The organism is Bremerella cremea, assembly GCF_003335505.1.
In the GTDB taxonomy this organism is placed as follows: Bacteria; Planctomycetota; Planctomycetia; order Pirellulales; family Pirellulaceae; genus Bremerella; species Bremerella cremea_A.
On record NZ_QPEX01000044.1, the window covers coordinates 214,774 to 239,384 of the forward strand.

The 24,611-nt window shown below is 54.3% G+C and carries 24 protein-coding genes; 15 read left to right on the forward strand and 9 right to left on the reverse strand.

Translation table 11 applies throughout. The features are described from left to right. The first annotated feature begins 113 nt into the window (after nucleotides 1-113). From DTL42_RS20390 to DTL42_RS20400, 3 genes are all read left to right on the forward strand, one after another. Nucleotides 114-1,601 (forward strand): hypothetical protein, encoded by a 1,488-nt coding sequence (locus DTL42_RS20390; RefSeq protein ID WP_114371526.1) that lies wholly within the window; start codon nucleotides 114-116, stop codon nucleotides 1,599-1,601. A gap of 250 nt (nucleotides 1,602-1,851) precedes the next feature. Then, complete coding sequence (locus DTL42_RS20395) at nucleotides 1,852-2,787, forward strand: DNA integrity scanning protein DisA nucleotide-binding domain protein (RefSeq protein WP_114371528.1); 936 nt, start codon at nucleotides 1,852-1,854, stop codon at nucleotides 2,785-2,787. Nucleotides 2,788-2,954: 167 nt separating this feature from the next. Further along, a complete protein-coding gene (locus DTL42_RS20400; protein ID WP_114371530.1) occupies nucleotides 2,955-3,446 on the forward strand; it encodes a GNAT family N-acetyltransferase in 492 nt (163 codons plus the stop codon). A gap of 129 nt (nucleotides 3,447-3,575) precedes the next feature. Here DTL42_RS20400 and DTL42_RS20405 read toward each other — a convergent pair whose 3' ends face one another. Continuing rightward, a complete protein-coding gene (locus DTL42_RS20405; protein ID WP_114371532.1) occupies nucleotides 3,576-4,100 on the reverse strand; it encodes a hypothetical protein in 525 nt (174 codons plus the stop codon). A 177-nt stretch (nucleotides 4,101-4,277) separates the two neighbouring features. Beyond that, nucleotides 4,278-5,426 (reverse strand): DUF1559 domain-containing protein, encoded by a 1,149-nt coding sequence (locus DTL42_RS20410; protein ID WP_114371534.1) that lies wholly within the window; start codon nucleotides 5,424-5,426, stop codon nucleotides 4,278-4,280. Nucleotides 5,427-6,074: 648 nt separating this feature from the next. Between DTL42_RS20410 and DTL42_RS20415 the strand changes: the two genes are divergently transcribed. Beyond that, nucleotides 6,075-7,619, forward strand: a complete 1,545-nt coding sequence (locus DTL42_RS20415) for a hypothetical protein (protein ID WP_114371536.1) — start codon at nucleotides 6,075-6,077, stop codon at nucleotides 7,617-7,619. Between the two features lie 36 nt (nucleotides 7,620-7,655). Here DTL42_RS20415 and DTL42_RS20420 read toward each other — a convergent pair whose 3' ends face one another. Continuing rightward, nucleotides 7,656-8,567, reverse strand: coding sequence for a metallophosphoesterase family protein (locus tag DTL42_RS20420; protein ID WP_158545491.1), 912 nt, complete (start codon nucleotides 8,565-8,567; stop codon nucleotides 7,656-7,658). A gap of 220 nt (nucleotides 8,568-8,787) precedes the next feature. Here DTL42_RS20420 and DTL42_RS26425 point away from each other — a divergent pair, with 220 nt between their 5' ends. The 4 genes from DTL42_RS26425 (at nucleotide 8,788) to DTL42_RS20435 (ending at nucleotide 11,212) form a co-directional block, all read left to right on the forward strand. Further along, nucleotides 8,788-8,946: a hypothetical protein gene (locus DTL42_RS26425; protein WP_158545492.1), complete on the forward strand. Its 159-nt coding sequence runs from the start codon at nucleotides 8,788-8,790 to the stop codon at nucleotides 8,944-8,946. 44 nt (nucleotides 8,947-8,990) lie between these two features. Further along, a complete protein-coding gene (locus tag DTL42_RS20425) occupies nucleotides 8,991-9,419 on the forward strand; it encodes a hypothetical protein (protein ID WP_114371540.1) in 429 nt (142 codons plus the stop codon). Nucleotides 9,420-9,460: 41 nt separating this feature from the next. Next, complete coding sequence (locus DTL42_RS20430; RefSeq protein WP_114371542.1) at nucleotides 9,461-10,027, forward strand: MOSC domain-containing protein; 567 nt, start codon at nucleotides 9,461-9,463, stop codon at nucleotides 10,025-10,027. Nucleotides 10,028-10,147: 120 nt separating this feature from the next. After that, nucleotides 10,148-11,212, forward strand: a complete 1,065-nt coding sequence (locus DTL42_RS20435; protein WP_114371544.1) for an alpha/beta hydrolase family protein — start codon at nucleotides 10,148-10,150, stop codon at nucleotides 11,210-11,212. A gap of 77 nt (nucleotides 11,213-11,289) precedes the next feature. On the opposite strand, the gene DTL42_RS20440 is transcribed toward DTL42_RS20435, so the two are convergent. Next, nucleotides 11,290-11,478: a hypothetical protein gene (locus DTL42_RS20440; RefSeq protein WP_114371547.1), complete on the reverse strand. Its 189-nt coding sequence runs from the start codon at nucleotides 11,476-11,478 to the stop codon at nucleotides 11,290-11,292. Between the two features lie 319 nt (nucleotides 11,479-11,797). Here DTL42_RS20440 and DTL42_RS20445 point away from each other — a divergent pair, with 319 nt between their 5' ends. Next, nucleotides 11,798-12,640: an alpha/beta hydrolase gene (locus DTL42_RS20445; RefSeq protein WP_234824284.1), complete on the forward strand. Its 843-nt coding sequence runs from the start codon at nucleotides 11,798-11,800 to the stop codon at nucleotides 12,638-12,640. Between the two features lie 107 nt (nucleotides 12,641-12,747). Here DTL42_RS20445 and DTL42_RS20450 read toward each other — a convergent pair whose 3' ends face one another. After that, a complete protein-coding gene (locus tag DTL42_RS20450) occupies nucleotides 12,748-14,193 on the reverse strand; it encodes a di-heme oxidoredictase family protein (protein WP_114371549.1) in 1,446 nt (481 codons plus the stop codon). A 190-nt stretch (nucleotides 14,194-14,383) separates the two neighbouring features. Here DTL42_RS20450 and DTL42_RS20455 point away from each other — a divergent pair, with 190 nt between their 5' ends. The 3 genes from DTL42_RS20455 to DTL42_RS20465 all read left to right on the forward strand — a co-directional run bounded on the left by DTL42_RS20455 (nucleotide 14,384) and on the right by DTL42_RS20465 (nucleotide 16,454). After that, the gene (locus DTL42_RS20455; protein ID WP_114371551.1) at nucleotides 14,384-14,785 is read left to right on the forward strand and encodes a methionine-R-sulfoxide reductase; all 402 of its coding nucleotides are present in this window, start codon (nucleotides 14,384-14,386) and stop codon (nucleotides 14,783-14,785) included. A 36-nt stretch (nucleotides 14,786-14,821) separates the two neighbouring features. Next, on the forward strand, nucleotides 14,822-15,448 hold the full coding sequence (locus tag DTL42_RS20460; RefSeq protein WP_114371553.1) for an SGNH/GDSL hydrolase family protein: 627 nt from the start codon (nucleotides 14,822-14,824) through the stop codon (nucleotides 15,446-15,448). A 118-nt stretch (nucleotides 15,449-15,566) separates the two neighbouring features. Further along, complete coding sequence (locus DTL42_RS20465) at nucleotides 15,567-16,454, forward strand: LysR family transcriptional regulator (RefSeq protein WP_114371555.1); 888 nt, start codon at nucleotides 15,567-15,569, stop codon at nucleotides 16,452-16,454. A gap of 56 nt (nucleotides 16,455-16,510) precedes the next feature. On the opposite strand, the gene DTL42_RS20470 is transcribed toward DTL42_RS20465, so the two are convergent. Continuing rightward, entirely contained in the window at nucleotides 16,511-16,987 is a 477-nt protein-coding gene (locus tag DTL42_RS20470) for an MgtC/SapB family protein (protein ID WP_114371557.1), read from the reverse strand. 134 nt (nucleotides 16,988-17,121) lie between these two features. Continuing rightward, complete coding sequence (locus tag DTL42_RS20475; RefSeq protein WP_158545493.1) at nucleotides 17,122-18,207, reverse strand: PDZ domain-containing protein; 1,086 nt, start codon at nucleotides 18,205-18,207, stop codon at nucleotides 17,122-17,124. A gap of 202 nt (nucleotides 18,208-18,409) precedes the next feature. Here DTL42_RS20475 and DTL42_RS20480 point away from each other — a divergent pair, with 202 nt between their 5' ends. After that, nucleotides 18,410-19,345 (forward strand): GNAT family N-acetyltransferase, encoded by a 936-nt coding sequence (locus DTL42_RS20480; protein ID WP_114371561.1) that lies wholly within the window; start codon nucleotides 18,410-18,412, stop codon nucleotides 19,343-19,345. A 434-nt stretch (nucleotides 19,346-19,779) separates the two neighbouring features. Continuing rightward, nucleotides 19,780-21,198 carry a DnaA ATPase domain-containing protein gene (locus DTL42_RS20490; protein WP_114371583.1) on the forward strand — a complete coding sequence of 473 codons (1,419 nt, stop codon included), beginning with the start codon at nucleotides 19,780-19,782 and terminating at the stop codon, nucleotides 21,196-21,198. Between the two features lie 175 nt (nucleotides 21,199-21,373). Here the strand turns inward: DTL42_RS20490 and DTL42_RS20495 are convergent, their stop codons facing one another. Next, a complete protein-coding gene (locus DTL42_RS20495) occupies nucleotides 21,374-22,141 on the reverse strand; it encodes a DUF6690 family protein (protein ID WP_114371615.1) in 768 nt (255 codons plus the stop codon). A gap of 68 nt (nucleotides 22,142-22,209) precedes the next feature. Here DTL42_RS20495 and DTL42_RS20500 point away from each other — a divergent pair, with 68 nt between their 5' ends. After that, nucleotides 22,210-23,460, forward strand: a complete 1,251-nt coding sequence (locus DTL42_RS20500; protein ID WP_114371634.1) for a class I SAM-dependent methyltransferase — start codon at nucleotides 22,210-22,212, stop codon at nucleotides 23,458-23,460. 13 nt (nucleotides 23,461-23,473) lie between these two features. On the opposite strand, the gene DTL42_RS20505 is transcribed toward DTL42_RS20500, so the two are convergent. Then, nucleotides 23,474-24,595, reverse strand: a complete 1,122-nt coding sequence (locus DTL42_RS20505; protein ID WP_114371639.1) for a hypothetical protein — start codon at nucleotides 24,593-24,595, stop codon at nucleotides 23,474-23,476. Nucleotides 24,596-24,611 lie beyond the last annotated feature (16 nt).

The following is a 24,611-nucleotide window of genomic DNA, read 5'->3' on the forward strand; positions in this document are numbered from 1 at the left end:
AGGTTCTACCCACCTTTACGATTCGCCCCACGTTTCTGTTCTCGTGATTTCAAGCATCTCACGCAGCCGAACGACCAATCCGCAAGCTGCCTAAGAACTGAAGATTAAGACGAATGCAAAGACGGACTCAAATCCTCCTCGGCGCAATCGCGTTCTGGAGTTGGACAGCACTTACTGGCTCGGTTTTGCTTGCGCAGGAAGTAATCGTAGCTCCGATTTTAAATTCGGCGTACGATTCCCAGCTTGAGCCTCCCACACCACGTGTCGACGAGCCGATGATCCGCATCGCGGCAGTCCCCAAAGCTCCGCTCAACACTGCCCCTCCAACCTCGAAGAAGGGAGTGGAAGTCGTCACTACCGACGAACCAGAGCAGCCGGCGGAGAAGAAATCTGAAGTTCCGGCCAAGGCAATCGAACTGGAAGCCGCCCCGCTCGAGCCCATGCAAGAAGCAGAGCAGCAGCCTGCTCAGCTGAAGGACTCTCAAGACGCCAAACCGATTAACGATAGCCCGCAAGACGCCAAGCAAGCGGCTCCCGAAAAGGACTCGGACACGCAAGAAGCCGAAACAGCCAAGTCCGAAGTCAAACCGATCCCAGAAACACCTCTCCCGCAGGAGGTGCAAGACTTGCAACCCCGCATCTCACGAGTGCTGGACTACTACTATCGCTATCAAATGACCGATGCTGGCAAGCACGACGTGTGGGAAACGATGCACGGCTTCCTGCCATACGGGGTCGACTCGCAAATTCGCACCCCAGAGTACCGCCAACCGGTCAATGCGATTGGCTGGATCTGCTGGAACAAGCCTTGCCGCGGTCATCGCTTGTTTGAGGTGAAAAACGGCAACCTAATTCCCCGCCAAGGGCCACGGGTTCAAGGACACCACGGCCAATTCCTGGCCATGCTGGCCCAGAGTTACGTCCCGGCCAGCTTTGAAATTCAAGCGGGCGGGCAAAAGTTCACGGTCCAAGATATTATCGAATTCGAGAAAGAAACCTGCGTTCCCAAGTCGGAACTGACCTTCAAGCTGATCTCGTTGAGTCACTATTTGCCAGCCGACGCCACCTGGATATCGCAAGATGGCCAAGAGTGGAGTCTGCAACGCCTTTTGGAAGAAGAAATCCAACAGAAGGTGGTGGGAGCGGCATGCGGCGGTTCGCATCGCCTGACCGGAATTGCCTTTGCCGTGGCGGCTCGCAAGAAAGCTGGCTTGCCAATGGATGGCATCTGGGAGCGGGCCGATCAGTACCTGCAAGATTACCACGAACACACGTTCCGCATCCAAAATCCAGACGGAAGCTTCAGCACCAACTGGTTCGAGGGACGCGGCATGGACCGGGACATCGACCGTCGCCTGCAAACGAGCGGGCACATCTTGGAATTCCTCATCCTTTCGTTGCCCCCAGAGGAACTGACCTCGCCCAAAATGGTCAAAGCGGTGAACTACCTGACGACCATCATGGAACGCAATCCGCGGCACGAATGGAGCATCGGCCCCAAGGGACATGCCCTACACGCGCTGGTCTTGTACGATCAGATTGTGTTCGGCACCAAGCCTGGCAGCCGAACCTCGGATATCCTGCAAACGTCCCACGATTAAGCTTTTGTACGAATCGTAAAAAATTGCCTTCACCGGGCGTTGAAATGGCCAGGCGTCGCTTGTCAGTCCCGCCGATCTGGCCTACGATTATCGTCACGCGCGTTACTGTCGGATTATTGACGTCTGCGCTAAAAAAAAGCTCGCCAGGGCGATCTTCGGATGCCCAGGCAATTGCAACAAACAGGTTTGACGGATCACTCAATTCCGTGCGCAGCCATCAATAACCTCTGGGAATGAAACTCCACCGAGGATGAAATATCAAAAGCTTTCGAGTCAGTTCAACGAGTTCTTCAAGCTCGCGATTCAAATGCTCGAAGTCGCGGAGGCTGACGCTGTCCTGATCTTTATTGATGGCATCCCCGAATGGGACAAACTCAAAGCCATCGCAGAAGGGCACAAGGTTATCGTTGCCGCAGATCGAGAAGAATTCCTCGTCGGCATCGAGGAAACCGGCTTGCTGGGCGTTGTGGTTGAACTTGAAGAGAGCCCCATCCTCGAAAAGCTGATGCACGCTTTGGTAGAAGCGGTCGCCAACGACCAAATTTCTACCGGGGCCAAGGTCGTCGCTTTATATAGCGGTTTCGACGAAGAACGGATCGATACGATCAGCTTCATTCGTCTGGACGAACGCCTAGGGCGCTTAACCTCGCGCGATTTACGCAAGCTGGAAACCAGTGTCCCGCTGGAAACCCTAAAGATGGTCGTTGACCTGGCCGTCGAAATCGGTCGAGAAGGGCGGGAAGGCAAACCGGTGGGTACCTGTTTTGTGGTGGGCGACCATCGCAAAGTACTTTCCAACAGCGCTCCGGCCGGGTTCGATCCGCTGAAAGGGTATCCCAAAAAAGAACGCAACATCAGCGATCGTAGCGTACGCGAGAACCTCAAGGAAATCGCCCAACTGGATGGTGCCATTATTGTCAACGCCGACGGCACCGTCGAAGCGGCTGGACGAATGCTCGACGTCACTTCGGCCAGCGTCACCTTGAGTAAGGGCCTAGGGGCCCGGCACTGGGCCGCCGCCGCGATCAGCAAAAAGACAAAAGGCATCTCGATCGCCGTCAGCGAATCGAACGGGACGGTGCGTCTTTTTCAAGGCGGTGAAGTCGTCCTCCGAATCGAGCCTTCTCGCCGAGCGATGAAGTGGAAGGATCTCGACTTCGATAACAATCAGAACACGACTGATTAAGCTACGTTGTGCTTGCTTGTTGACCTCCGCTTTCTGGTAACGGTGACGTCCTTGTTGCAGCAACACAGGGGTAGTTTTCATTGAGAAGAGAGCGATAATAACGACGTCTTTTTTCGGTTGAGCTTTCGGCTCGCATCCCTCCATTCAACGTGTCATGCGAGGCGAACATGGCGAAGACATTCTCGGGAACGATTCATCCAATTGATCTCAGCAAACCGCAGCATGCCGATGCGGTGCTGGCCTTGCTCGACGAGTATGCCCGTGATCCGATGGGGGACGGCAGGCCGCTTCCCGATCACGTGCGTCAAAACCTGATTCCCCGGCTCAGCCACATCGATACCTTTCGTGGGCTCCTAGCCGATATTGATGGCAAGTTTGTCGGCATGGCGGTCTGCTACCTTGGGTTCTCCACCTTTAAGGCCAAGCCGCTGATTAACATCCACGATCTTTGTGTGTCGCCGGAAGTCCGCGGGCAAGGCGTCGGCACGGCCTTGCTTGAAGCGGTCGACAACCTGGCCCGGCAATACGGCTGCACATGCGTGACGCTTGAGGTCCGCGCAGACAACCGAGCCCGCAATCTCTACCTCCGCCACGGTTTCGATCCCGGTAATCCCAAGACCAATGCGATGAGCTTCTGGAAGAAGTCACTAGAAGATTAGCCGCAGCTTCCCTTGGCAAAGCAGCCAGTCGTTCACGAAAAACGCCCGTGGCACAAACCGCTAAGTTGGTATCACGGGCGAAGATTCGCTTGGCTGTTTCTTGCTGAATCAGCAATGCTTTGCCGCTTCTTAAATGGGAACCTCAGCTTTGCCCTTGGCACCTTTGGGCATCTTGGGAACGTAGTCGGTCTGAATGTCGTAGTCGAAGACGTTGTTTCCGCCTGGTACAACTTCAAACTCAATCTTACTTTCCTCATTGAACTTTGGCGGCACGACGGCGACGGTGATTTCGTTGCCAAACTTCATGGTGTGGTCTCCGATCTCGCCTGTGGTCTTGTCGAAGTCGACCGTCGCGAAAATCTGGACAATGTACTTACCAGGCTTAACGCCATCGTAACCGGAAAGTTCGTAGCTACCTTCTTTAATCTGGGCACGGCCACCTCCGTCGCCACCATCGACCGGAACAAAGGTAATCCCAGCCATGCCACCCAGCGGTGATCCGTTCAGCTTGATCGTCCCTCGGATCGTCTCTCGTCCGTCGGGATTCGGTGGGGCAGACGAGCTGCAACCAGCCAAACTAATCGTCAGACCAAGCAGTAGCAGCCACAAACAAGGTCGCGCCCAAGTGAATTTAGGATTAAGTATGGTTTTCATTTTATGATTTGCCCAATTTCAAATTTTTCGACAGCAAGCAAACTCTTAGCGGTTCAAATTGAGTCTGAACAACTAGAAGTCAGATGCATAAGACCAACATGGCGGCAACGTATCCTCCCGCTTGGCACCAATGCGAAGCGGGAATCACGCGTTATCCATGTATAAATCCACTAGGGACTATTCGAAGCTCAATGCTTCGCCACCCTGCGAAGTACCAAAGGCTCGCCAGATAGGTCGAGCGATGGTGTCAGCATAGAAACCGACGCTGCCATCACCTCGGGTCACGTTCACGCCGCCTGGATGCTGGCTACGCGCGGAAATACGAATGGCATATCCACCGGGAGCATTTTCGGTAATACACGGCGCCCCTTTGGTGACGTCCGTACCTGGCTTGTGACAGTACGAGGTCGACATCATCTCGTCAGGGTTCTTGGTGTTCGGTTCATAGTAGGTCGAGAAGAAGGCGTTTTCGCCACGATAAGGGGCACCACGAAAATCGCTATAGGTCGAACTGTGCGAAGTGTCGCTGGCCGTTTGCAGAACTTCTGAGAACATCGCCGTATTCGAGAGCCCGTCGGTGCAAGAGGCCAATGATTCCCCTTTGGAAGTCGCCATAGCCGCTTCACGGTCCGCAGCACTTCCAGAAACGGGTTTCTTGGGGCCATTCCCAAACAATGCCCCTTGTTCCAATAACACATCCGAGGAGTTACCACCAATTCGCTTTAGTCCGTAGTAGTTGGAAACTCGCCAGTTGCGTCCTCCGGCGATTACCCCACCGCTTCTCGTCTGAGCATCCCCAATCGCCGTTTGGCCACCACAAGCGACGTAGTTAATCTTCGGCCAAGTCTTCGCTCCGGACTGTCCGGCCGTGTAGAACGGATTCTCAGGACTGCTGGGGCATTGGTAGTTTTCTACTCCGCCCGCCCAAGCTCGCACGTTCTGCATGCGATCGTAACGAGAACCTTCCGTAGAATCGTTCGGGTCGTAAACCCAACCACCCGTTCCCGTACTAGCCCCATAAGCGACGTAAGAAACGCTCATCGCCTCGTAGCGATTGTTCTGTTCCATTTGGGGAAGAATAAGCGTGACCCAACTCATGTAGTTGTAATCGCGACAGCCCGCTGGCAGGATTCCGCCACTGGTATCGGCAAAGTTATGCACCGCCAGGCCAAGCTGACGCATGTTATTCGAGCACTGCATTCGGCGGGCAGCTTCCCGTGCTTGCTGCACGGCAGGAAGCAGTAGCCCAATCAAAACGCCAATAATGGCGATAACCACCAGCAACTCGACTAAGGTAAAACCACGTGCAGCGCGAGATCGCGACATAGCCAATTCTCCTGAGTTGAATACGAATAAGAATGACTTTAGGAGGGCAACCTATAAACCGATTTCGGAAGTAAAAGCTAACCCTACCACGGATTTATTCTAGGAGAGTAATTCGCAATTCTGCACGACTAATTTTCCAAATTTCTGCAGAGTTCGTGTAAAATTCTTGCTAATTCACTCGCTTTTGCGCACCAAAAAATCGCTCTTGCGCAAAACACCATCTAGCGGGAACTAAACCACCCACCAGAGCCATAACACATTAAGGAATTGACCAGCGACCTTGCCCTGATTTTCAAGCACGTTGTGTCATGTTTTTGGTATCGATTTTCACGGGGACGTTCTGCCACTTTGCGATCACTGAGTGTAGAAAACGGTCGCAATGCCGATCACCTTCCTGCCGAGGCTCTTTATAAAGCTTGGGATTAAAAAGGAGCCCACAAATGGGCCTCAAGGGCACAGGCCGCGATCAACGTCCCTTCACAACTAGATTGCTGGAAGATTCGCTCACTTTACGCTGCCGGTGCCCCAGATCGGTAGCCGACGCCATTGTTTGTCGACTATCATCGATAGAAGCTTAACGTGGTAAGCAGGCCGACCGGCATTTTGGCTGTGTTGTTTGTTCTTATTCTCTCTCTTGGTCAAAGCTTCATGAATTTGCCATACCGTTTGCTTTTTAGCTTCCTTGGCTTTGTTTTCACGCTGGTTAGCTTAGGCTCGCTCTCGGAACCGACCGAAGCTGGCGAAGCGAAGCTGGCGGCAGGAACCAAGCTGGTTGCTCCCCAGATTCCAGCTCCGATCACCGGTGCAGCGCGGGAACTGAACGCTCGCCTGAGCAAGGATGTCGATCCCGCAAACAATGCTGTCGTTCATCTTGTGCAGCTTTTCGGTACCGACGTTTTCCCAGAGCCGGTACGAGCCACCTCCCTCAAGATGCTGGGGATCCAAACGCTCGATTCCATGGCACCACGAATAATCTATTCCGAGCCCTTTCTTCGCGCGAAAGCCGAAGGCGATCCACAGCAACTTGCTAAGCTGGCGATGACTTTTCAAAGTGAGTTCAACCAGGCAGGCAGCAAGCCGTGGAAGAAAGCCGAGTTGCCTTTGTTAGCGGAATTCTTATCGCAAAACGAAAAGCAACTCGATCAGCTCGTGGCGATCGCCAATTTGCCCTCTTACTACGCCCCGATCCTTTCCACGGCTGAACCGCCTAGCCTCATGAGTGCCTCGTTTGCGGTTGAATACCGTTTGCCTTACCTGGCCAAGTGCTTAGCGACCCGGGCCTTGTGTAAACTTGCCGAAGAAGACTTCACCGGGGCGGCGACCGATTTACTGGCGATTCATAAACTGGCCTACCTCCTGGCCAGCGGCTCGCCTCTAGACGTCTCCGGAGCGAAAGCCCACTGGGTCGACTCGCATGCTTTTTCAGCGGAACAAGCAATATTGCAAAGCGGCCAGCTTTCTGCCGATCAGGCCCAATCCTACTTAGCATCGTTGAGCAAGCTACCTCGCCTGCCAGCTGCGACACGCGCTGCCGATATTGGCGAACGCTATATCATTCAACAAGAGGTGGAACTAATGCGTGACGATGACGCCGCATTAGGCTTCTTCTTCGATTGGGACCCTGCCGAAAGGAAGGCCGAAATCGCGAAGCTGCGCGACGCCAAGATCAATTGGGACTTGGCCATCCAGCGGGCGAACGAAGTCCAAGACAAAACAGTCGCGGTCCTCGCAATCAAAGATCGCGAAATGCAAATGGAGGCAATCGTGCAGTTGGACGAGGCTTCAGACAAGTGGCTCGATGAATTAGAAGACGACGAGATCACCATGGCAGAAGCAATCCTGAAAGACCGTGTCGGTGCCAGTCGATGGTTTGGTGAATCAACCGCGTTGGCGTTACGCACCAACGCTTGGCAGCGCGTGCATACCGACCACCGAGGCCACGTCCGCCGCGACTTCACCATCGTCGGGCTGGCCTTGGTTGCCTATCACCAAAAACACGGCACTTACCCGGCCAAGCTCGAAGACCTAACCCCAGAGATCTTACCCTCGCTGCCCAACGACACGCACTCCGGCAAGTCGTTTGCCTACGAACAATTGCCAGCAGGAGGCGTGCGTCTGATTTCTTGGGGCGCGAACCTAATTCCGAATCAAGGTGATTTTCGGGACGACGATGTTTACCTCGATTTGAAGTAGTTCGCCGTAGAGCAGTCAGCCGGTGAACTGTGCGTGTTACCAGTTCACCGCGAAGACCTGCTTATGATTCTTGTGCGACTTGTCGTGAGCTTGCAGTTCAAACTCGATGCCAGAATCACTTAATCGGGCTAGGGTCCAGCCGTTGGGCTGGGCTTCGTCAAAGACATAGGCTGCTGCGGGAAGATTGATTAGATCCAAATCGCCAGCTTTGGTATGGGCCCATACATGCGAGTGGCCGAAGACGTACGCTTTGACTTGAGGCCGAGCATGCAGCACTTCCAGGAACTCGGCCGTGTCGGCAATGCCACCAATCGTTTTGCCTTCTTGGATAGGTCCCATGTGTAACGTGTGATGGGCCATCACAATCGCAGGCTTATCTGCCCTGGCATCAAGTGCCTCGGCCAACCACTTTAATTGGGCCTCACCCAGTTCGCCGGTGACGATGTTGGTATGCATTAGCGAGTCGAGCAGAAACAAGTTGGCCTGAGGTGTTTCCAGCACCGTCACATGCTTCGAGGTAACCAATGGCTTTTCAGGACGCTGTGCTTTCAACGCATGATAGAAGTTGGGAATGTTGTCATGGTTGCCCATCGTCATGTGCAATTGCTGTCCTGCATCGATCAGTGGCTGGACACAGTCCGAGAAGTTCGCGTAATCCTCGGGCAACCCCTTGAGATAGGCACAGTCGCCGTTGAATAACACGGCGGCAGGCTTGGTCTCTAACGCGTTGATCTCGCGGACAACGCTGTTCAGATTGTCGGTCATGTTGACACCCCGGGCTACAGTGTCGGTCGTTTGGGGAATGTGTGTGTCGGAAACCAATGCTAAGGTCGTTGTTTCCGCTTGCTCTGCGGCCGTGGCAATCCGCAAGACCGACACCCCAGCCAAAGCGGCGGTTGATTGAACCAGAAACTGACGACGACTGACAGAAGAAAGATGGATAGGCACGGTAGGCAACCTTAGCTAGGCAGGCAAAGTAGAAGTAGAAACAACGTTCGTTTAAATTAAAGCAAAACGGCTGGCAAAACAACGAACTCACTCGCTTGTCGAGGTCGAATTCATATTAAGTTTATAGACCGTTTAACGAGGCGGACATTCCAAAGTGGTTGGGTCGGCTGCGGGTTAACGAACTTTTAAAGTCGGAAGCAAGCGATGACATCAGGAATTTATGTTGGAATCACTTCAACTAGCCGACCATTGGGCTGGCATCCTACGCGGCGATCGCTCGCCTGATCGAGTTCACCCGCCGTTTGCCTGGTACGGCGATACCAGTCCGACTATAGCAAAAGAGGTTTCAAGTGAACTTTTTCGCTCGGCAGATGTCTAACTTGGTTGTCGCTTACTCGTTCTGTTATTTCGTAACTGAATTCGATGACTGACGAAGAATTTCTCGCAGCATTTGAAGCATGCACGCTGCCGCCCGAACTTTGGACTCATACGGCCCACGTCCGAGCGGCCTTTTTGCTTGCCAGAGAGGGGACATGGGTCGAAGCTCTACAGGCGATACGTTCTCGGATTCAAGCCTACAACGCCGCAACCAACACGCCTGAAGCGATTGATCGCGGCTATCACGAGACCATCACTCAGGCATTCATGCGGTTAGTTTACGCGGCCAACCTTCGCACCGGGCCCCATGCCACTTTCGAGGCCTTTTGTTTGCAGCATCCCGAACTGCTCGAAAAAGGAGCGTTGCGAACTTACTACTCGCGCGAGCGGCTGATGACCTGGGAGGCGAAACGAGATTTCTTCGCGCCTGATCTCTGTCCGCTGCCACTCGTCGACATTCCCCGGGATCTTTAGAATCAAACATTCAAGCCTGTCCAGTTTTTGCGGAGTCCCAGATGCCCACACATCTTACGATGGAACAGTTGAACGATGGCCTCCCGATGATCGAGGCCTCCCCAAAAGATAACGGGACACTGAAAGCGATTGTCATTCGCCCCGCCACTGAGAAACGTGTTTCGCTCGATTCGTGTGAGTTGAGCCCGCAAGGTGGGGTCCATGGCGACAACTGGGCGCAGGGCTGCTGGAAAACACTCCCCGACGGATCGCCCCATCCCGATGTTCAAGTCACCATCATGAACTCGCGGGCCATCGAACTCATTTCGGGCGATGTAGAACGCTGGCCCCTGGCTGGCGATCAGCTTTTCGCGGACCTTGATTTGAGCGAAACCAACTTGCCACCCGGCACACAGCTTCGTATCGGGGACGTGATACTCGAGATCACTGAGATCGCCCATAACGGCTGCAAAAAATTCGCCCAGCGTTTCGGAACCGACGCGGTGAAGTTCGTTAATTCGCCCCCGGGCAAACGCCTGCACTTGCGGGGTATCTACGCAAAGATCGTCCAGGCAGGCACCGTTCGTGTGGGGGACATAATTCAAAAAGTCGACCAGTATTCTCCTTAGCAATACGAATCACGGCTCACGCGGTTTCCTTTAGAAAAAGGTTTTCTGGAACCGCCTGCCTCCAGCAGCTAAACTGAACGGCGAAACGATTTTGCCCGCCTCTCTCAGGATGATTGCTGCATGTTTGCCCGCCTATTGTTGGTTGCTTTAGTTCTTGTCGGTCTGAGCACTTCGCATTCGGTCGCCGACGACGTCTCGTGGCTGGCCGAGGTCACCACGGTTCCCGCTTCAATCCGCGAGCAGCATGTCTCACCTTTGGGAGATGTTGAATCCCTTGCCCAATGGAACCAACGCCGGCCAGAGGTCGTCACAGCCTGGAAGGATTTTCTGGGGGCCTATTCCTATTCCGATCTTCCTCTTGAAATCGAGGTGATCAAAAGCGAAGAGTTGGAGTTCTGCACACGTACGCTGCTTCGCTATCAAGCCGAGCCAGGCCGAATCGTTCGGGCTTATTTGCTTACTCCGCTTGGCGAGAAGGAAGAGAAATACCCGGCAATTGTCGCGTTTCATGGAACCAGTGCCAACACGTTCGACAAGCTCGTTGGACTCGCTGCCGAACCAGAACGCCACATGGCTTTGCGTCTGGTGAAAGCCGGCTTCGTGGTCCTTTGCCCAGAAAACTATCTCTGGGAAGGCAACTCGTACAAAGGTTCAACCGAGGGAGTCTTAAAGAATCATCCCGGCAGCAAGGGGATGGCGGTCATGTTGGCCGACGGCATGCGAGCCGTTGATGTCTTGCTGGCCCAAGCCCATGTCGATCCGCAGCGAATCGGTGCCTACGGGCATTCGCTGGGGGCCAAAGAAACGATGTACTTGGCGGCCTTGGACGATCGAATTTGTGCGGCTGTGGCCAGCGAAGGAGGCGTTGAGATCGAATTCAGCAATTGGGACGCCGTTTGGTACCTTGGCAACGAAGTTCACCAGCCAGACTTTGCCCGCTCGCATCATGAACTGGTGGCTTTGATCGCGCCTCGTCCGTTTCTGGTGCTCGGCGGCGAGCAAGGCCGAGGTTGCTCTGATGGTGAACGAAGCTGGTCGGCGATTCTTAGCGGCCAGAAGATCGCCGCTTTGTCGGACCAACCCATTCGCCTAGGACTCTACAACCACGGAGAAGGGCACACGCTATCTCGGAAATCAGGCGACAAGATCGTCGAATGGCTAACAACGTATGTCGCCCAACGCTAAGCAGACGAAAGCACCACGTCTCACCCAAACGCTCTGACGTGGCGCTGGGTGATACGTTTAATATTTGCCAAAGCGTGTTATTTGGCGAGCTTCTTTTTTGCGGTCGTCAAACCTTTCGAGATCGTATCGACACATTCTGCGGCGTCCATCTGAGCCAATAGCAAGAACGCTTCACTCAAGACTCGCTTGGTATCGGCCACGGTGATCTCGGTCTTGTCGGTGTCGACATGGCGTGAGACTTCGTTGTAGAAATCAGTCAACTTCATCGTGCTTCCTTTCGAATGAAAATGCAATTTACAAAGGGTTACGCCACCCAGTGTAGCGAAATTATCATTCGACGTCATGACAAACGAATGCGGTTCGCTCTGACGCGATGGATCTTCCGTACACGATGACGGCATCTCGGCCGTCAAAGAAAAGGACGCGATAGGACTCTCAGGCTTCATCCTCGCCACGAAATCAATTACGATCAACCGACAGCGAATGATTGATGCGCATGTGCTTCCGCCGGGGGCCCTTGTTCGATTAGCGGCGCGGTCCTTGATGAAACTCCCTCCTCACAATCCCTCTCTACGAGAACCGATCATGTCTTCTCCCTGGAAACTTGCGAGCGTTGTTCTTCTGTTACTTGGTACCGGAGTTCTCTCCGCTGCGGCCCCCTCAGGCGAACCGACGGTCTACAAAGAAGTTGATGGACGCCCTTTGAAGTTGTACATCACCAAACCCGACGACTGGCAGAAATCGGACAGCCGACCGGCGATTGTTTTCTTTCATGGCGGTGGCTGGGTAGGGGGTGCGCCAGGTCAGTTTACCGAGCATAGCAAGCATCTAGCCAAGCAGGGCATGGTTACGGTTCAAGTCGAATATCGCCTGCTCGACCGAAAAAACAACGATCCCCCGACCATTTGCATAGAAGACGCGCTCGACGCGATGCGTTGGGTGCGTTCGCATGCCGAGGAGTTGGGTATCGATCCGAATCGTATTGCCACTGCCGGCGGATCGGCTGGCGGGCACCTAGCTGCTTATCTTGGCACCGTCGATGTGCGGCAAGCGGGCGTTTCCACCAAACCAAACGCAATGGTCTTGTTTAACCCCGTGTACGATAACGGCCCCGATGGCTGGGGAACACAGCGGGTAAAAGATCGTTACCAGGAGTTCTCTCCTGCTCATAACATCAGTGCCGACGATCCTCCTCATCTCGTTTTTCTCGGTTCCCAAGACAAGCTCATCCCGGTTGCAACGGCGGAAAACTTCCAGCAGCAAATGCAAGACGCGGGTGTTCGTAGCGAACTACGCATCTACCAAGGGCAGGGGCACGGCTTCTTTAACCACGGGAAAGATAACAATCGCTGGTACAACGCCACCATTGAAGAGACCGATAAGTTCCTTCAATCACTTGGCTGGATAACCCCACCGCCAGCCTCATAGGAACTTTGGCAACGTCTGCCAATAACAACACCCCCGCCGAGTAGCTTGGCAGGGGTGTTTGTTTCGGGACCGATCCTCACTGGTAGCGAGTCGTATTTACAAGCCGGTTAACGGGCGACCCCATGAGAAGCTTCGGCGGTTACCGAGATGCCCGCTGGTGCTTCCTCAGCTGATTGGGGCGCTTTTAAAGATTGGAGAAACTGGATCAGCGCGTACTGTTTCTCTTCGCTCATCAGGGCAAATCTCCGGACCGACGTCTTGGCTTCCCCTCCGTGCCATTCAATGGCCCCGCGCAACGTTTGGGCCCGTCCATCGTGCATGTAAGGGGCAGAATCGGCCACGCCCCATAGGGGAGGCGTGCGATATTCCATGTGATGCTGCTGGTCGATAGCCAACAAGGGAGCCGGCTCACGCCGCACCATTCCGTGGTACCCGCTGATCACATCCATGTTCGCTCCTACGCTGATTTCTGGTAGCGGCTCGGCGGGAATTGGGTCTTCAAACAACGGCCCCATATCATGCAGCAAAAAGTCGGAGAAAACACCGCTCACTTGCCCGACATCAGCCACATGGCATTCCGCACATCCAATCGCATTGAACGATATCTGACCTTCCGCAATACGCTGCTTACCTTTCTCTTCTGCAGGCAAGACCTGTTCCGGACGGGGAAGCGAGCGAACGTACTGAATTAACGCGTTCACTTGCTCGCCACTTAAATCGCTTCCCTCGAGTTCGTAATCTGGCTGCAGGGGATCTTTCGTCTGATGAAATTCATGAACTTGCAGCCCAATTTCCGTAGCACAGGCCCCTTTGATGAATAAGTCGAGATCCTTCATTTGTCCGCGCCAACCAAACCGGCCAGACTTCCGCCCCGAGACCCCCGTCGTGCTTCCTTTCTGTATTTCGACTAGCGCGTCGATATCCGAATCGCTAATCTTTCGATCGATTTCATCTACCCCAAAAAGCTGTGGTGGATTGCGTTCGGCCAGGGCATATTGCACGCCTTCGTGAAAGATCACCAAGTTCAGTGGCAACGCGTTTATTTTGGGAAGATCGCGACGGCTAAGCATCTTGAGAATGCGAGCTTTCGACTGATTCGTTGAAGGCAATGTTGCCGTCACATCGGCACGTTTACTGACAAACTCGGGATTGGTACTTTCACGATGCAATAGCACGCCCAGCGAGAACCGTCCTTGCGTGTCGACAAAATCAGGGTGCATCCGATGCAGTGTTCCCAGGAACTTTTTCGCCGTACGCCGCGTGAATTCCCCGGTCTCTGGCAGGAAGGAGAGAAATTGAGCGTTATTGGCTAAGTTGCCACTTCCACCAACGCCACCTAACGAGTGGCAATTCACACACCCTTTTCCATTGAAGAGAGGCCCTAATCCATCGCCGTTGGGACTTAGCGGGTCGTTGGGTTCCCATTGGTGCAAGAACAACTCGCGACCTTCAGCGACGCGACCAGCACCGCTATCAAATTGCGCTTGAACGCTTGCCCATGTCGCCAGCGATAACACAAGGGAAATGCCGAAGAAACGAGTCCACTTAGCCATACCAATTCCCTGCCTTTTTATTCTGGGAATGTTCTTCCATCCATTTATATGTGTAGAGAAACTCTTCTTTCGATGCAACGAATTTGTCCGTGCCAGCCATAAAGAATCGCTTCCTGCCGATTCTCCGCGCATAACAATGCCGTAGAATGAAAGCTATCTCTGTGAAATAGCCTATAGGAGCCTGTCCTCGATGTCCTCTCAATTCAATCCCTTGAACGATGCGGAACAGCATGTCATTCTGCGAAAAGGAACCGAGCGTCCCTTCACCGGCGAGTACACCGACCTGAAAACAACCGGCACGTTCATCTGCCGCCAGTGTAACCTGCCGATCTATCGATCTGACGACAAGTTTGAAAGTCGCTGCGGCTGGCCAAGCTTTGATGAAAGCCTGGGGGATTCCGTCCGGCGTGTCCCCGATGCCGACGGACGACGGACAGAAATTGTCTGTGCGAATTGCGGCGGGCACTTGGGACACGTCTTCGAAGGCGAGGGCTTCACCCCCAAGAACACGCGTCATTGTGTGAATTCAATCTCCATGCGATTCATTCCCGCTGGCGAATCGCTGCCGGAAGTCATCACGGCAGAGTCTTAATGAGCGGGCTTTATCTTGGCCTGGAAAGGTTTAGCGATGTCGGGACATGTGGTTTTATTGGGCGATTCGATCTTCGATAACGCCTCGTATGTTTCCGGTGGGATGTCGGTGATCGACCATCTTCGCCGCCGCTTGCCCAGTGGAAGCAAAGCCAGTTTACGTGCGGTCGATGGGGCTTGTGTCACCAATGTGTACCGTCAACTCCAGCAATTGCCTGCCGATGCAACGCACTTTGTTTTGAGCATCGGCGGGAACGATGCCTTGTTTGCTGCTGGAGATCTGTTTACCGAAGATCCTCAACCGTTGGCCCAATCACTGGAACGCACGGCCCACGTGGTCGAGCAGTTCGCCCAGGAACATCGCGAACTGTTGATCCACCTGAAACAATGGGAAAAGCCGCTGGTTGTCTGCACGATATACGACCACATCCCTTCGCTGAGCCCAGGAGAACGCGCCGGACTGAGCATATTCAACGATGCGATCTCGCGTAATATTTTTCGTCTCGGGGCGACGCTAATCGATCTGCGGCTAGTTTGCGACGACACACGTGACTACGCGGAAATCTCGCCGATTGAACCTTCCGCCCAAGGCGGCGAGAAGATCGCGCGAGCTATCGCCGATGCTATTCTGCAAATTGGGAGCCCGCGTCGTGTGATTGTCTGATCGACTTTCGCACTAGCCAATCTTGCCATCGTGAGGGTTCCCACAACAATGCGAGTTATGCATACTAGAGACCTACGACAATGCAATTAACGCATTAGAATTTCGCAGGATCTTGGCGATGGACATCGAGCAGCTTCAACAATTCCTCAAAGTCGCCGAACTTGGCAACTTCACTCGTGCGGCCGAGGTCCTCAGCATTTCGCAGCCGGCGCTTAGTCGCTCGATTGCTCGCTTGGAGGAAGAACTAGGGCAACCGCTGTTCGAACGCCAATCGCGTAAAGTCGTTCTGACCGATGCGGGGAACTTGCTTCAATCGCGTGCCCACCGCATTGTTTCCTTGGTCGAAGACACGAAGGCCGAGATCTGCGACGACGGCGAGAGTGGCCGCGTTCGTCTGGGGGCGATTCCCACAATCGCCCCGTTCTTCCTCCCAGAAATGCTCAGCCCATTCGCCGAGGCTTTTCCGAAAGCGCATCTGACCGTCCAAGAAGACACCACCGACAACCTCTTGCGACGATGTCAGCAAGGAGAAATCGACGTGGCGATTCTCGCCTTGCCGATCACCGCCAAACACTTAGAGATTGAACCGCTTTTTGAAGAGGAACTGCTACTGGTCTTACCGACGGAGCATCCACTGTGCGAAAAGAAACAGATCAAGCTGGCCGATGTCGAACCGTATCCGTTTGTCTTGCTAGACGAAGCGCACTGCTTATCCGATAACATCGTCACCTTTTGCCGACACCGCTCGTTCAACCCTATTTCAGTGGAACGAACCAGCCAACTTGCAACCGTGCAAGAGTTGGTCTCGATGAATCATGGTGTCTCGATGATTCCGGCCATGGCCAAGAATCTCGATACCAGTCCGCGTCGTGTCTACCGCTCTCTTGCTGGTACCAAGCCCACACGTAAGATTGCGATGACCTGGAACCCGTACCGTTTTCAATGCAAGCTACTGGAACGTTTCAAAGAACACATCCGGGCATTCTCGCAGGCTTACGGCCTTTAGCAGGCTGCAAAACAGGTCTGCAGCGGTTCAGAAACCACCGATTTCATCAACGGTTATTAGTCCTCTTCGCCGAAGAAAACGCGTTCGATATATCCCATCGTCACCAGCGTTGCCCAGGCCAAAGCAACCGCCATGCAGGCAATGCGATAGTACCCCATACCACAAGCGGTTCCGGTGGCGGCAGCAACCCAAATTGTCGCTGCGGTCGTTAGACCGTGGACTCCGCCGTGAGCCCGAATGATCGATCCTGCCCCGAGAAAGCCGACGCCGCCAATAATTCCAGCGATCAATCGAAACATATCCAACCGCAACCAACCGGGGCCGCCATCTTCCAGCGTCACGGTGTAGTTCATGCCAATCACCATAATCAGGGCAGCCCCCAAAGCAACGAGCATATTGGTCCGCAAACCGGCAGGCTTATCATGCCGTTCGCGATTCCACCCTAATATCGATCCACACAATACGGCGAAAAACAAGCGTAGGAACGAATCGAAGTCGGACGAGATCGTCGCGAAAAGTAAGCTCTCAAACATGGTGTCGCTTTCAATGGTGCAAGTTTCTAGCCTGATTTTAGCATGCCCTTGGCCGCTTAAGAATGAGCATGGCGCAGCAAAAGAGGGCCCTTAGAAGCCCTCTTTCTATGTTCGAGTTCGTGACAAGAAGACGTTTACAAATCGGCGCCGCCTGACTTCAAGCTCTTCAACTCTTCACGCAACTGGCGTACTTCTTGCTCGAGTTCGCGCACTCGTCGGCTGAGCGATTCCACCTGCTCGGGTGTAACCATTTGATCAGCCGGGACAGCGTTGCCTTCCATCCCTTGTATAGCATTCTGCAACAAGCGTAGGGCAGGGCGGTCTTCCCCAATCGAAGGTCCACTGGGGCGGTTTTCAATCGGTTGCGGCGGCATCGTTCGAGGATCGCCATAAAACAAGTTGGTCGATTCCATCCGGTTGCCCACGTAGTAATTCACCGGAATCCAACGATCCTCCGGCGAGGTACGAACCATTTGAATCAGTTCATTCGCATCGTTCACTCGACGCCCATCGTAGGCCACAATCACAGCGCCGACCGGAATGCCTGCCTGATCGGCTACGCCACCTCGGCTGACACTTTCAACAAAGGCGCCTCGACGCACCGAAATACCGGTTTGGGCGCGAAGTTGATCGTCGACAGGCAATACACGTACGCCTAGTACGCGGCGGCCAGCCACTGGGGCGGCAGCCGGAAGTTGCTCGGGCTGGGGCATGTTCCCTTCCACCCCTAACGGATCGTAAGGCTGACCAGGCGGCGTGAGGGGCGGGGGAACGGGAGTCTCGTTGGATTGGCTCCCCAACACAACTTCCAGATCGCTGGGCTTTCCATCTTGCAACACGTTCAACGTAAGTTTATCGCCCGGCTTCTTGCCACTCATCCATTTACCAAGTTGGTCGAGGGTCTGAAACCTTTGACCATCGACCGTAACAATGAGGTCTCCTGGCTTGAGCCCCGCTTTATCCGCCGGCCCGCCTGGGTTGATCTCGGTGACGATGATGCCTTGTTGTTTCAAAATTGGATCAGAATCGGACTCGTACGTATCAAGCATCGCCCCCAGGAAAGGTCGTTCATTGGTTGCCGGTGTCGGCTGAGGGTTCGCAGGAGGCTGCTGCCGGTTGCCTTGAACCTGATCCAACAAGTTGTTCAGCTTGTCGAGTGCCCCCTGAGCCTGCGCTCCTTGCGGAGACATCAGCAAAGTTACCGTCAGCAGAACGGCCAACCTGAAATTCGTTAGCAACCTCATCACTACCTCCCTCTCGATCAAAATTTACGGTCGAACGGACCGTCACACGAAGTCTTGCCCGGTTTTTATCACTTGGTATTGTCCCGCATTGCTTGAAGCAAGGAAAGACAAACCGAGCGATTCCAGGTACGAATTTCCATGAAGACAGGATTTCCCCGCCTTGGTACGCTAGAGAACTATGGATAGGCAAGACTTTGAAATCGATCGCGCACAGCCGCAGCATCAAGGAGCCGCCCTCTGGCTGGCCACCGGCGGCCGCTCTCGTCATGTGAATCGAGGCCGGGTTACTGCGTTGCTAGCTGCGGAAAAAGAAGGCAAAGTTAGCTTCGATGGGTTGGTGGCCGCGACGAACCGAAGTCGCGTGATTGGTGCCATCTGGTGTTTGAATCAGCCCGGCAAGATCGCCACGATCTGGGGGCCAGGATTGATTTCCGGCGTATCGGACACCCTGGCAGACCAATTGATTAAACGAGTCCTAAAATTCGCCCAGCAAGCCGGCAATCACCTGATGCAAAGCTTGATTGGCCTAGAAAACCCCAACGCAGGCGAACACTTAGCGCGAATCGGTTTCCGGCACGTAACACGCCTCGACCAATTGCATGCGTTCCCAGCCGAAATTGCAACACCTCCACCAAGTAGTCTGCTAACCTTTTTGCCCTGCGATGATTTCCGCAAACCAGCTTTCGAGCAATTGGTTGCCAACACCTATGAGGGAAGCCTCGATTGCCCAGAGATTGATGGCCTACGTCAGATTGAAGACGTTTTGACCGGCTATCATGCTACCAGCGGCCACGATACGCGGCATTGGTATCTTGTACAGCTCGCTGGGCAAACCATCGGGGTGGTTATCTTGGCGCATCACACAGCAAACCACCAGTTGGAGCTAATCTACTTTGGACTGCTCCCCCCGTTTCGGCAGCGAGGACTAGGGAAAGAGGTAATCCGTTTCCTTTTGCACTTAGCTCGTCAAATCGGCTGCCAGTCGATCTTGACTGGTGTTGATGAAAGAAACACACCGGCGATGGCCCTCTACCACCAATTTGGGTTTATCCCGTCGGACAGCAAAGAGCTCTTTTTGCTACCGCTGCCGCCCCTGAACGTGGCGGTCGCTTAGGGGCACACTTACCCCTCCTTCTTTATTTCTTCACAATGCGTGACCAACCGTGTCAAACGGTAATATCCGGTTTTTGAAACGCGTAAAGTGTTGCTTTTCAACAAGATAGAAACATCAAAGGTCTCCTTCTTGAATGCGTTTCCCCATGATTCGACATATTTTCCACGCCTCTGTTCAGATCGTGTTAGAAAAAGGAAAGCCGCAATTGAGTGTGAATCTCCGAGAAATGAGGGGCTTTCCGCAGGCGCGTTTTTCCGCTGGTGCTTTTTTTCGTCCAGAGGTTCGTCGAGTGGTTTGACAGGGGTGCTAGCTTGCATACAATCGTCCTCCACGCGGCTGTTGATGCCGCTTGTTTTTGCCTCTCTCCCGTCTGGGGTTATGAAGCGATTTTCGGATTGAAAATCTGCTTACTAACTCGCTGAAAGAGTCAGCCTGTGGTCACGGAAGACATCGACATTCTGCCCGCGTTGCGTCTTGCAATGATCGAAAGGGTAGGACAAGATCGCTTCGAACTTTGGTTCGGTACCAACACTCAGCTTCGCATGAGCGAAGGCTGTCTGTTGATCGAATCGACGAGCCGACTTAACCTCGATTTCCTCCGTAAGAACTTCCACGAAGCTGTTTGCCAGGCCCTGTCCGACGTTCAACTAACCGGCCATCAAGTCGTCTACCGCGAAGGTCAGGTCCCTGCCAAGAAGACGCAAGGTCCAAGCCAACACCGCGCTGAGAAAAAGTTGCCTGCCGCCGCTCCTCCGGTTCGCGCATCTCAAACCACGACTTCTCGTCCTGCCAGCAGCCCTAGCGGCTTGCCTCGCCGCAAGTTTGCCTCGCTCAAAGAGTTCGTCGTCAGCGATTGTAACTCGATGGCTAAGACAGCTGCGACGATGGTCTTACAGCAACCAGGACAGATCTCGCCACTTTATATTCACGGTCCTTCTGGCAGTGGCAAAACCCATTTGCTAGAAGGAATTTATGGACTTGCCCAGCAGCGTAAAGAACTTGGACGTGTTGTCTACCTTTCGGCAGAGCAGTTCACGACGTTCTTTCTAGAGGCCCTGCAATCGTCCGGCGTAGCCAGTTTCCGCCGCAAGTATCGAGATGTGGGCGTCCTTATTATCGACGACGTGCAGTTCTTCGCCGGCAAACGAGCGACGAAAACGGAACTGCTTCACACGCTCGATGCCATCAACCGACGTGGCGGCCAGGTTATTTTGGCCGGCAACCAGCGTCCGACCGAGCTTTCCGCGCTCGGCACTGAGTTGGTCGCTCGTTTCTCAAGTGGTTTGATCTGCAAAGTCGATCCTTTGGACGATATCTGTAAACAAACCCTTGTGCAGCGACTTGCTGAAAAGCGGGGCGTAACTCTCAACGAACCAATCACCCATTGGCTTACCCGCCAGTTACCAGGCGAAGGACGTCTCATTTCTGGGGCGATCAATCGGTTGTGGGCTTTCAACGCCGTGGAAGGGAACACGCTTTCGATTCCCATTCTCGAAAACTTGTTAGCCGATTTGATTCCGCAGCGCAGCAGCATGATGCGGCTAGACGATATCGAGCAAGCTGTTTGTCGCGTTTTCGGTGTCGACACAAAGCTCCTCCGTTCGCAATCGAAGTCTCGCCGGGCCAGCAACCCACGTATGCTGGCCATGTGGCTGGCCCGTAAACATACCGGCGCGGCTTTGTCGGATATTTGCCAACACTTCAATCGCCGTAGCCATAGCACGGTGATCTCGGCCGAGAAGAAGGTCAATAAATGGCTTTCGGAAGAATCGATCGTGCAAATCGCCGATCGTTCACTGAAAGCCAAAGAGGCGATTGAGTTAGCGGAAGCCGAACTTCGCACGAGCCGCTAGTTTTATTCTCGGGGCGAATTTAAATCTGGCCCTATTCTGCAGCGGTAGAAATTAAGAAGCGTCCGCTGTGCCACGGTCTTCTCGGATGCGCACGGAAATGAGGCGTGGTCTTGTGCGACGGCCCTTGAATACGGTTCCGTGCCCATCCGAGAAACCCGTGGCGGGCGTTGCTGATTTACTGAAAACCCCAACGACCGGCATGCTTGTCGCGATCGACCAGCTTGGCCATTTCTGGGCTTAGTGAGTAGTAGCGAGAGGGGCGGTTGATCTCGAGATCGATCTTCAGCCGTGTGTGAGGCAAGCTTTGATTAACAACCGGCGCCGGTTCGACCCTTAGCACGCTGACCGGATCCCCGTTCCATTTCACCATGTACATCGTGCCAGCCACCGTCGGTTCTGCCTCGAATTGGTAGTCTTTCGTCAGCATGGTCACTAAGCGCCGGTCGTCGCCGGTCGTGCCATGAAAGGTGATTCGCTGCAGTTGCTTCTCTTTGTCGAAGTAGTAGGTCAACGAGCCTGCAATGTCATCGACACGAGATCCACTAACCAGAGGGACTCGCATGCCTTCCATATTAAGATCGGAAAGCGTGGTGCTGACGTGAGGCCAGGTTTCCATGATCCAACGCGGGGTCGCATTGAAATTAATGAAATGGCTGAACTCTTGAAAGATTGGCGCCGCCCCTGGTTGGCCTGGTGAACCACCTGGCAGATTGCCGGTCATTTGCTGCGAAAGGGCAGAAACCTGGCTGCCGATTTGCCCCGGGTCGAACTTGATCGAGGCATCCGGCGCGTCGGCTTGGCTTGTTGCCCCCGATGGCACATAAGCCTTGGCCTTGTTCCAATAGGTAGCAGCCGTTTCCCGCACGTCCGGATGAAAATAGCCGTAGGGCACGCCAATACTGGCGGCTGCGGCAACCCAAAACATAACGGTTCGACGAAACACCTCGGTTCTCCTTTCCCAGATTGCGTGCGTCTTGGTTATTCATCGAACAAGCGGAAACCGCCTCATGAATGCGATGCCAGCACACGCTAGAACCCGAGCCGCCGCCACGTCTTTCCCAGTACGACAAGATGGAATCTTCCGAGCAATCCGCCCCCCTCAATCTTGCCCATTGGCTCACCTCGCGGGAAGCAGCTGAATGGTTCGCCTGGCTCAGCAAGGTTGATCCCCAGGCGATTGCGACCCTGTCGAAGCTTCGCCAGGAATTGACCGCCGAGCAGTCACAAGCGATCCTCAACCAGGCTCAGCTTCGCCAGCGGGGCGTGAAGAAATTTACGAGGGCCGGGCAGATGTTCTTCACTCGGGTTGGGCAAGAGCAAGCCACCGACGAAGAGATTGCTGCCTACAAGGCATGCCGCTTTTCCCCTGGCCAGCCGCTGGCGGACCTTTGCTGCGGAATCGGGGGCGACTTGATCGCCTTGGCCCAGCGCGGGCCTACCATGGCGGTCGATGCCTCTCCGGAACATTTGTGTTATGCGGAAGCGAACGTTGCTGCCTATGACGCGAACCTTGCCGGCACGCAGTGCGGCTTGGCCGAAGAGACGCCTCTGCAAGAATTTGCGGCCTGGCATATCGACCCCGACCGACGTAGTGACAATCGCCGTACGATCAAGCTCGATCACTTCAGCCCGGCGTTGCCGCAACTAGAAATGATGCTGCGGGCGAACCGCAACGCGGCTTTGAAACTCGCCCCCGCCAGCCGTTTGCCGCCTGAATGGGAAGAGCAGGGGGAGTGCGAGTGGATCACGCACCATCGAGAATGCAAACAACTTGTCGTCTGGCTAGGAAACCTCGCCCCGCAGCCAGGTCTTCGTCGGGCAACACGAATTGGGAATGCCGGTCAGATCGACTCTTTCCTAGGCTCTCCTAACCATTCGTACGCTTCAACAGAAATTGCGGCCTGCCTATTCGATCCAGATCCAGCCCTAGTCGCCTCTGGCTTAGTCGATACCTTGGCGGCAGAGCTCAACTTAGCCCGGGTTTCGCCTCAATCGCACTACCTGACCGGGCCATTATCAATCGAACACCCGCTGCTCTCTCGCTTTGAAGTTCAGGGAGTCGAAAAGATTGATACCAAGCGACTTAAGAAGGCGATCACGGCGGCCAATTGGGGAACGCTCGAACTCAAACAAAGAGGCCTCGAGCTGAAACTCGAGGCCTTGCGAAAACAACTTAAACCACGCGGTGACGGTCCAGGGACCATCATCTTTACCCCAACCACCGTCGGCAATCGAGCGATCTTATGCCAACGGTTTGAGTAAGCGGGCAAGCCAATTACTTCTTCTTGGTTTCGGGTGCTGCCAATGTTGGCACTTCGGCAACTTCCTCTAGCGGCTCGGCCTCTTCCTTCGGCTTGGTCGCTGGATCAGCCAGAGTAGGTACCCCTGCGACGTTGTCTTCAGCCGAATCTTCTTTCGGCATCTCTTCCTTCATCGGTGCTTGATCTGGCTCAGCCTTTTCTGCTGGCTTTGTGGCTGGGTCGGCAGGGGTCGGGCTCTCCTCTTTCATTTCAGCAGGAGGGGTCAACTTGACTGTTTTCTTTGCAGACGCAGGCAAGGCGGCCACCTTGGCAGGCTCGGCGTTGATCAGCTCTTCGGTCATCCGGCCCAGGTAATTCATGACGCTTTCTTCTCCCTGAAAACCGATCACACGTTCATCGAGATCGATTTGTTGCGAAAGAATGCGTCCCTGCTCAATGTCGAATCGAAACTTCCCCTTGGTCAGCTTCTGAATCAGTTCGACCTTCAACATCGGGTCATCGATCGGGGTGAGAACTTGCGTTTCCGTTGTAATCGTCGCCACTCCGGCACTGACATTCACCAAACGAAACACCTGACGGGTTTTAATCCGCTTGAGGGCACCGTTGCCTGTTCGCACGGTAAGGTCATCGGGCGAGTACCACGCTGCATCGACGGCAACCGGGTCGGCAGGCAGAATCGGCAGGATCTGCGATTCGCTGCTCGGCGTACCGGCCAAATGTTCCCGTTTAACCAATCGCCCCTGGGCATCGACGGTAATGCGCGACAACGGTACGCCAACGCTTTGGGAGGCCTGAGCGTAGATTGCCGGGGGCGTCTTGTCCGTTTCGCTGTTGTAAGACACCTCGGGACGATCAGTCACCTTTTGCCACATGTTGATATTTTCAACCGAGTGCATAAAGGTAACCAAGCCGCTTTCATCGACCTTTTGAACTTCCCACTTGCGGGTCGAAATGCTGCGTGACTGGGCGGTTTGCTTCACCCCTTTAATCTTGGTGTCGACCGTCGAGAGGTGGGTGATCTTCGAGCGAATCACATCCCCCTGATTGAACTTGTATTCCAGCTTGACGGTTGCCTCGTCAGCGATCGCAGCCGAAGCCACGCCCAATAGAATCGCGATCGTCGCGAAGATCTTCATAATTGCATCCTTGCAG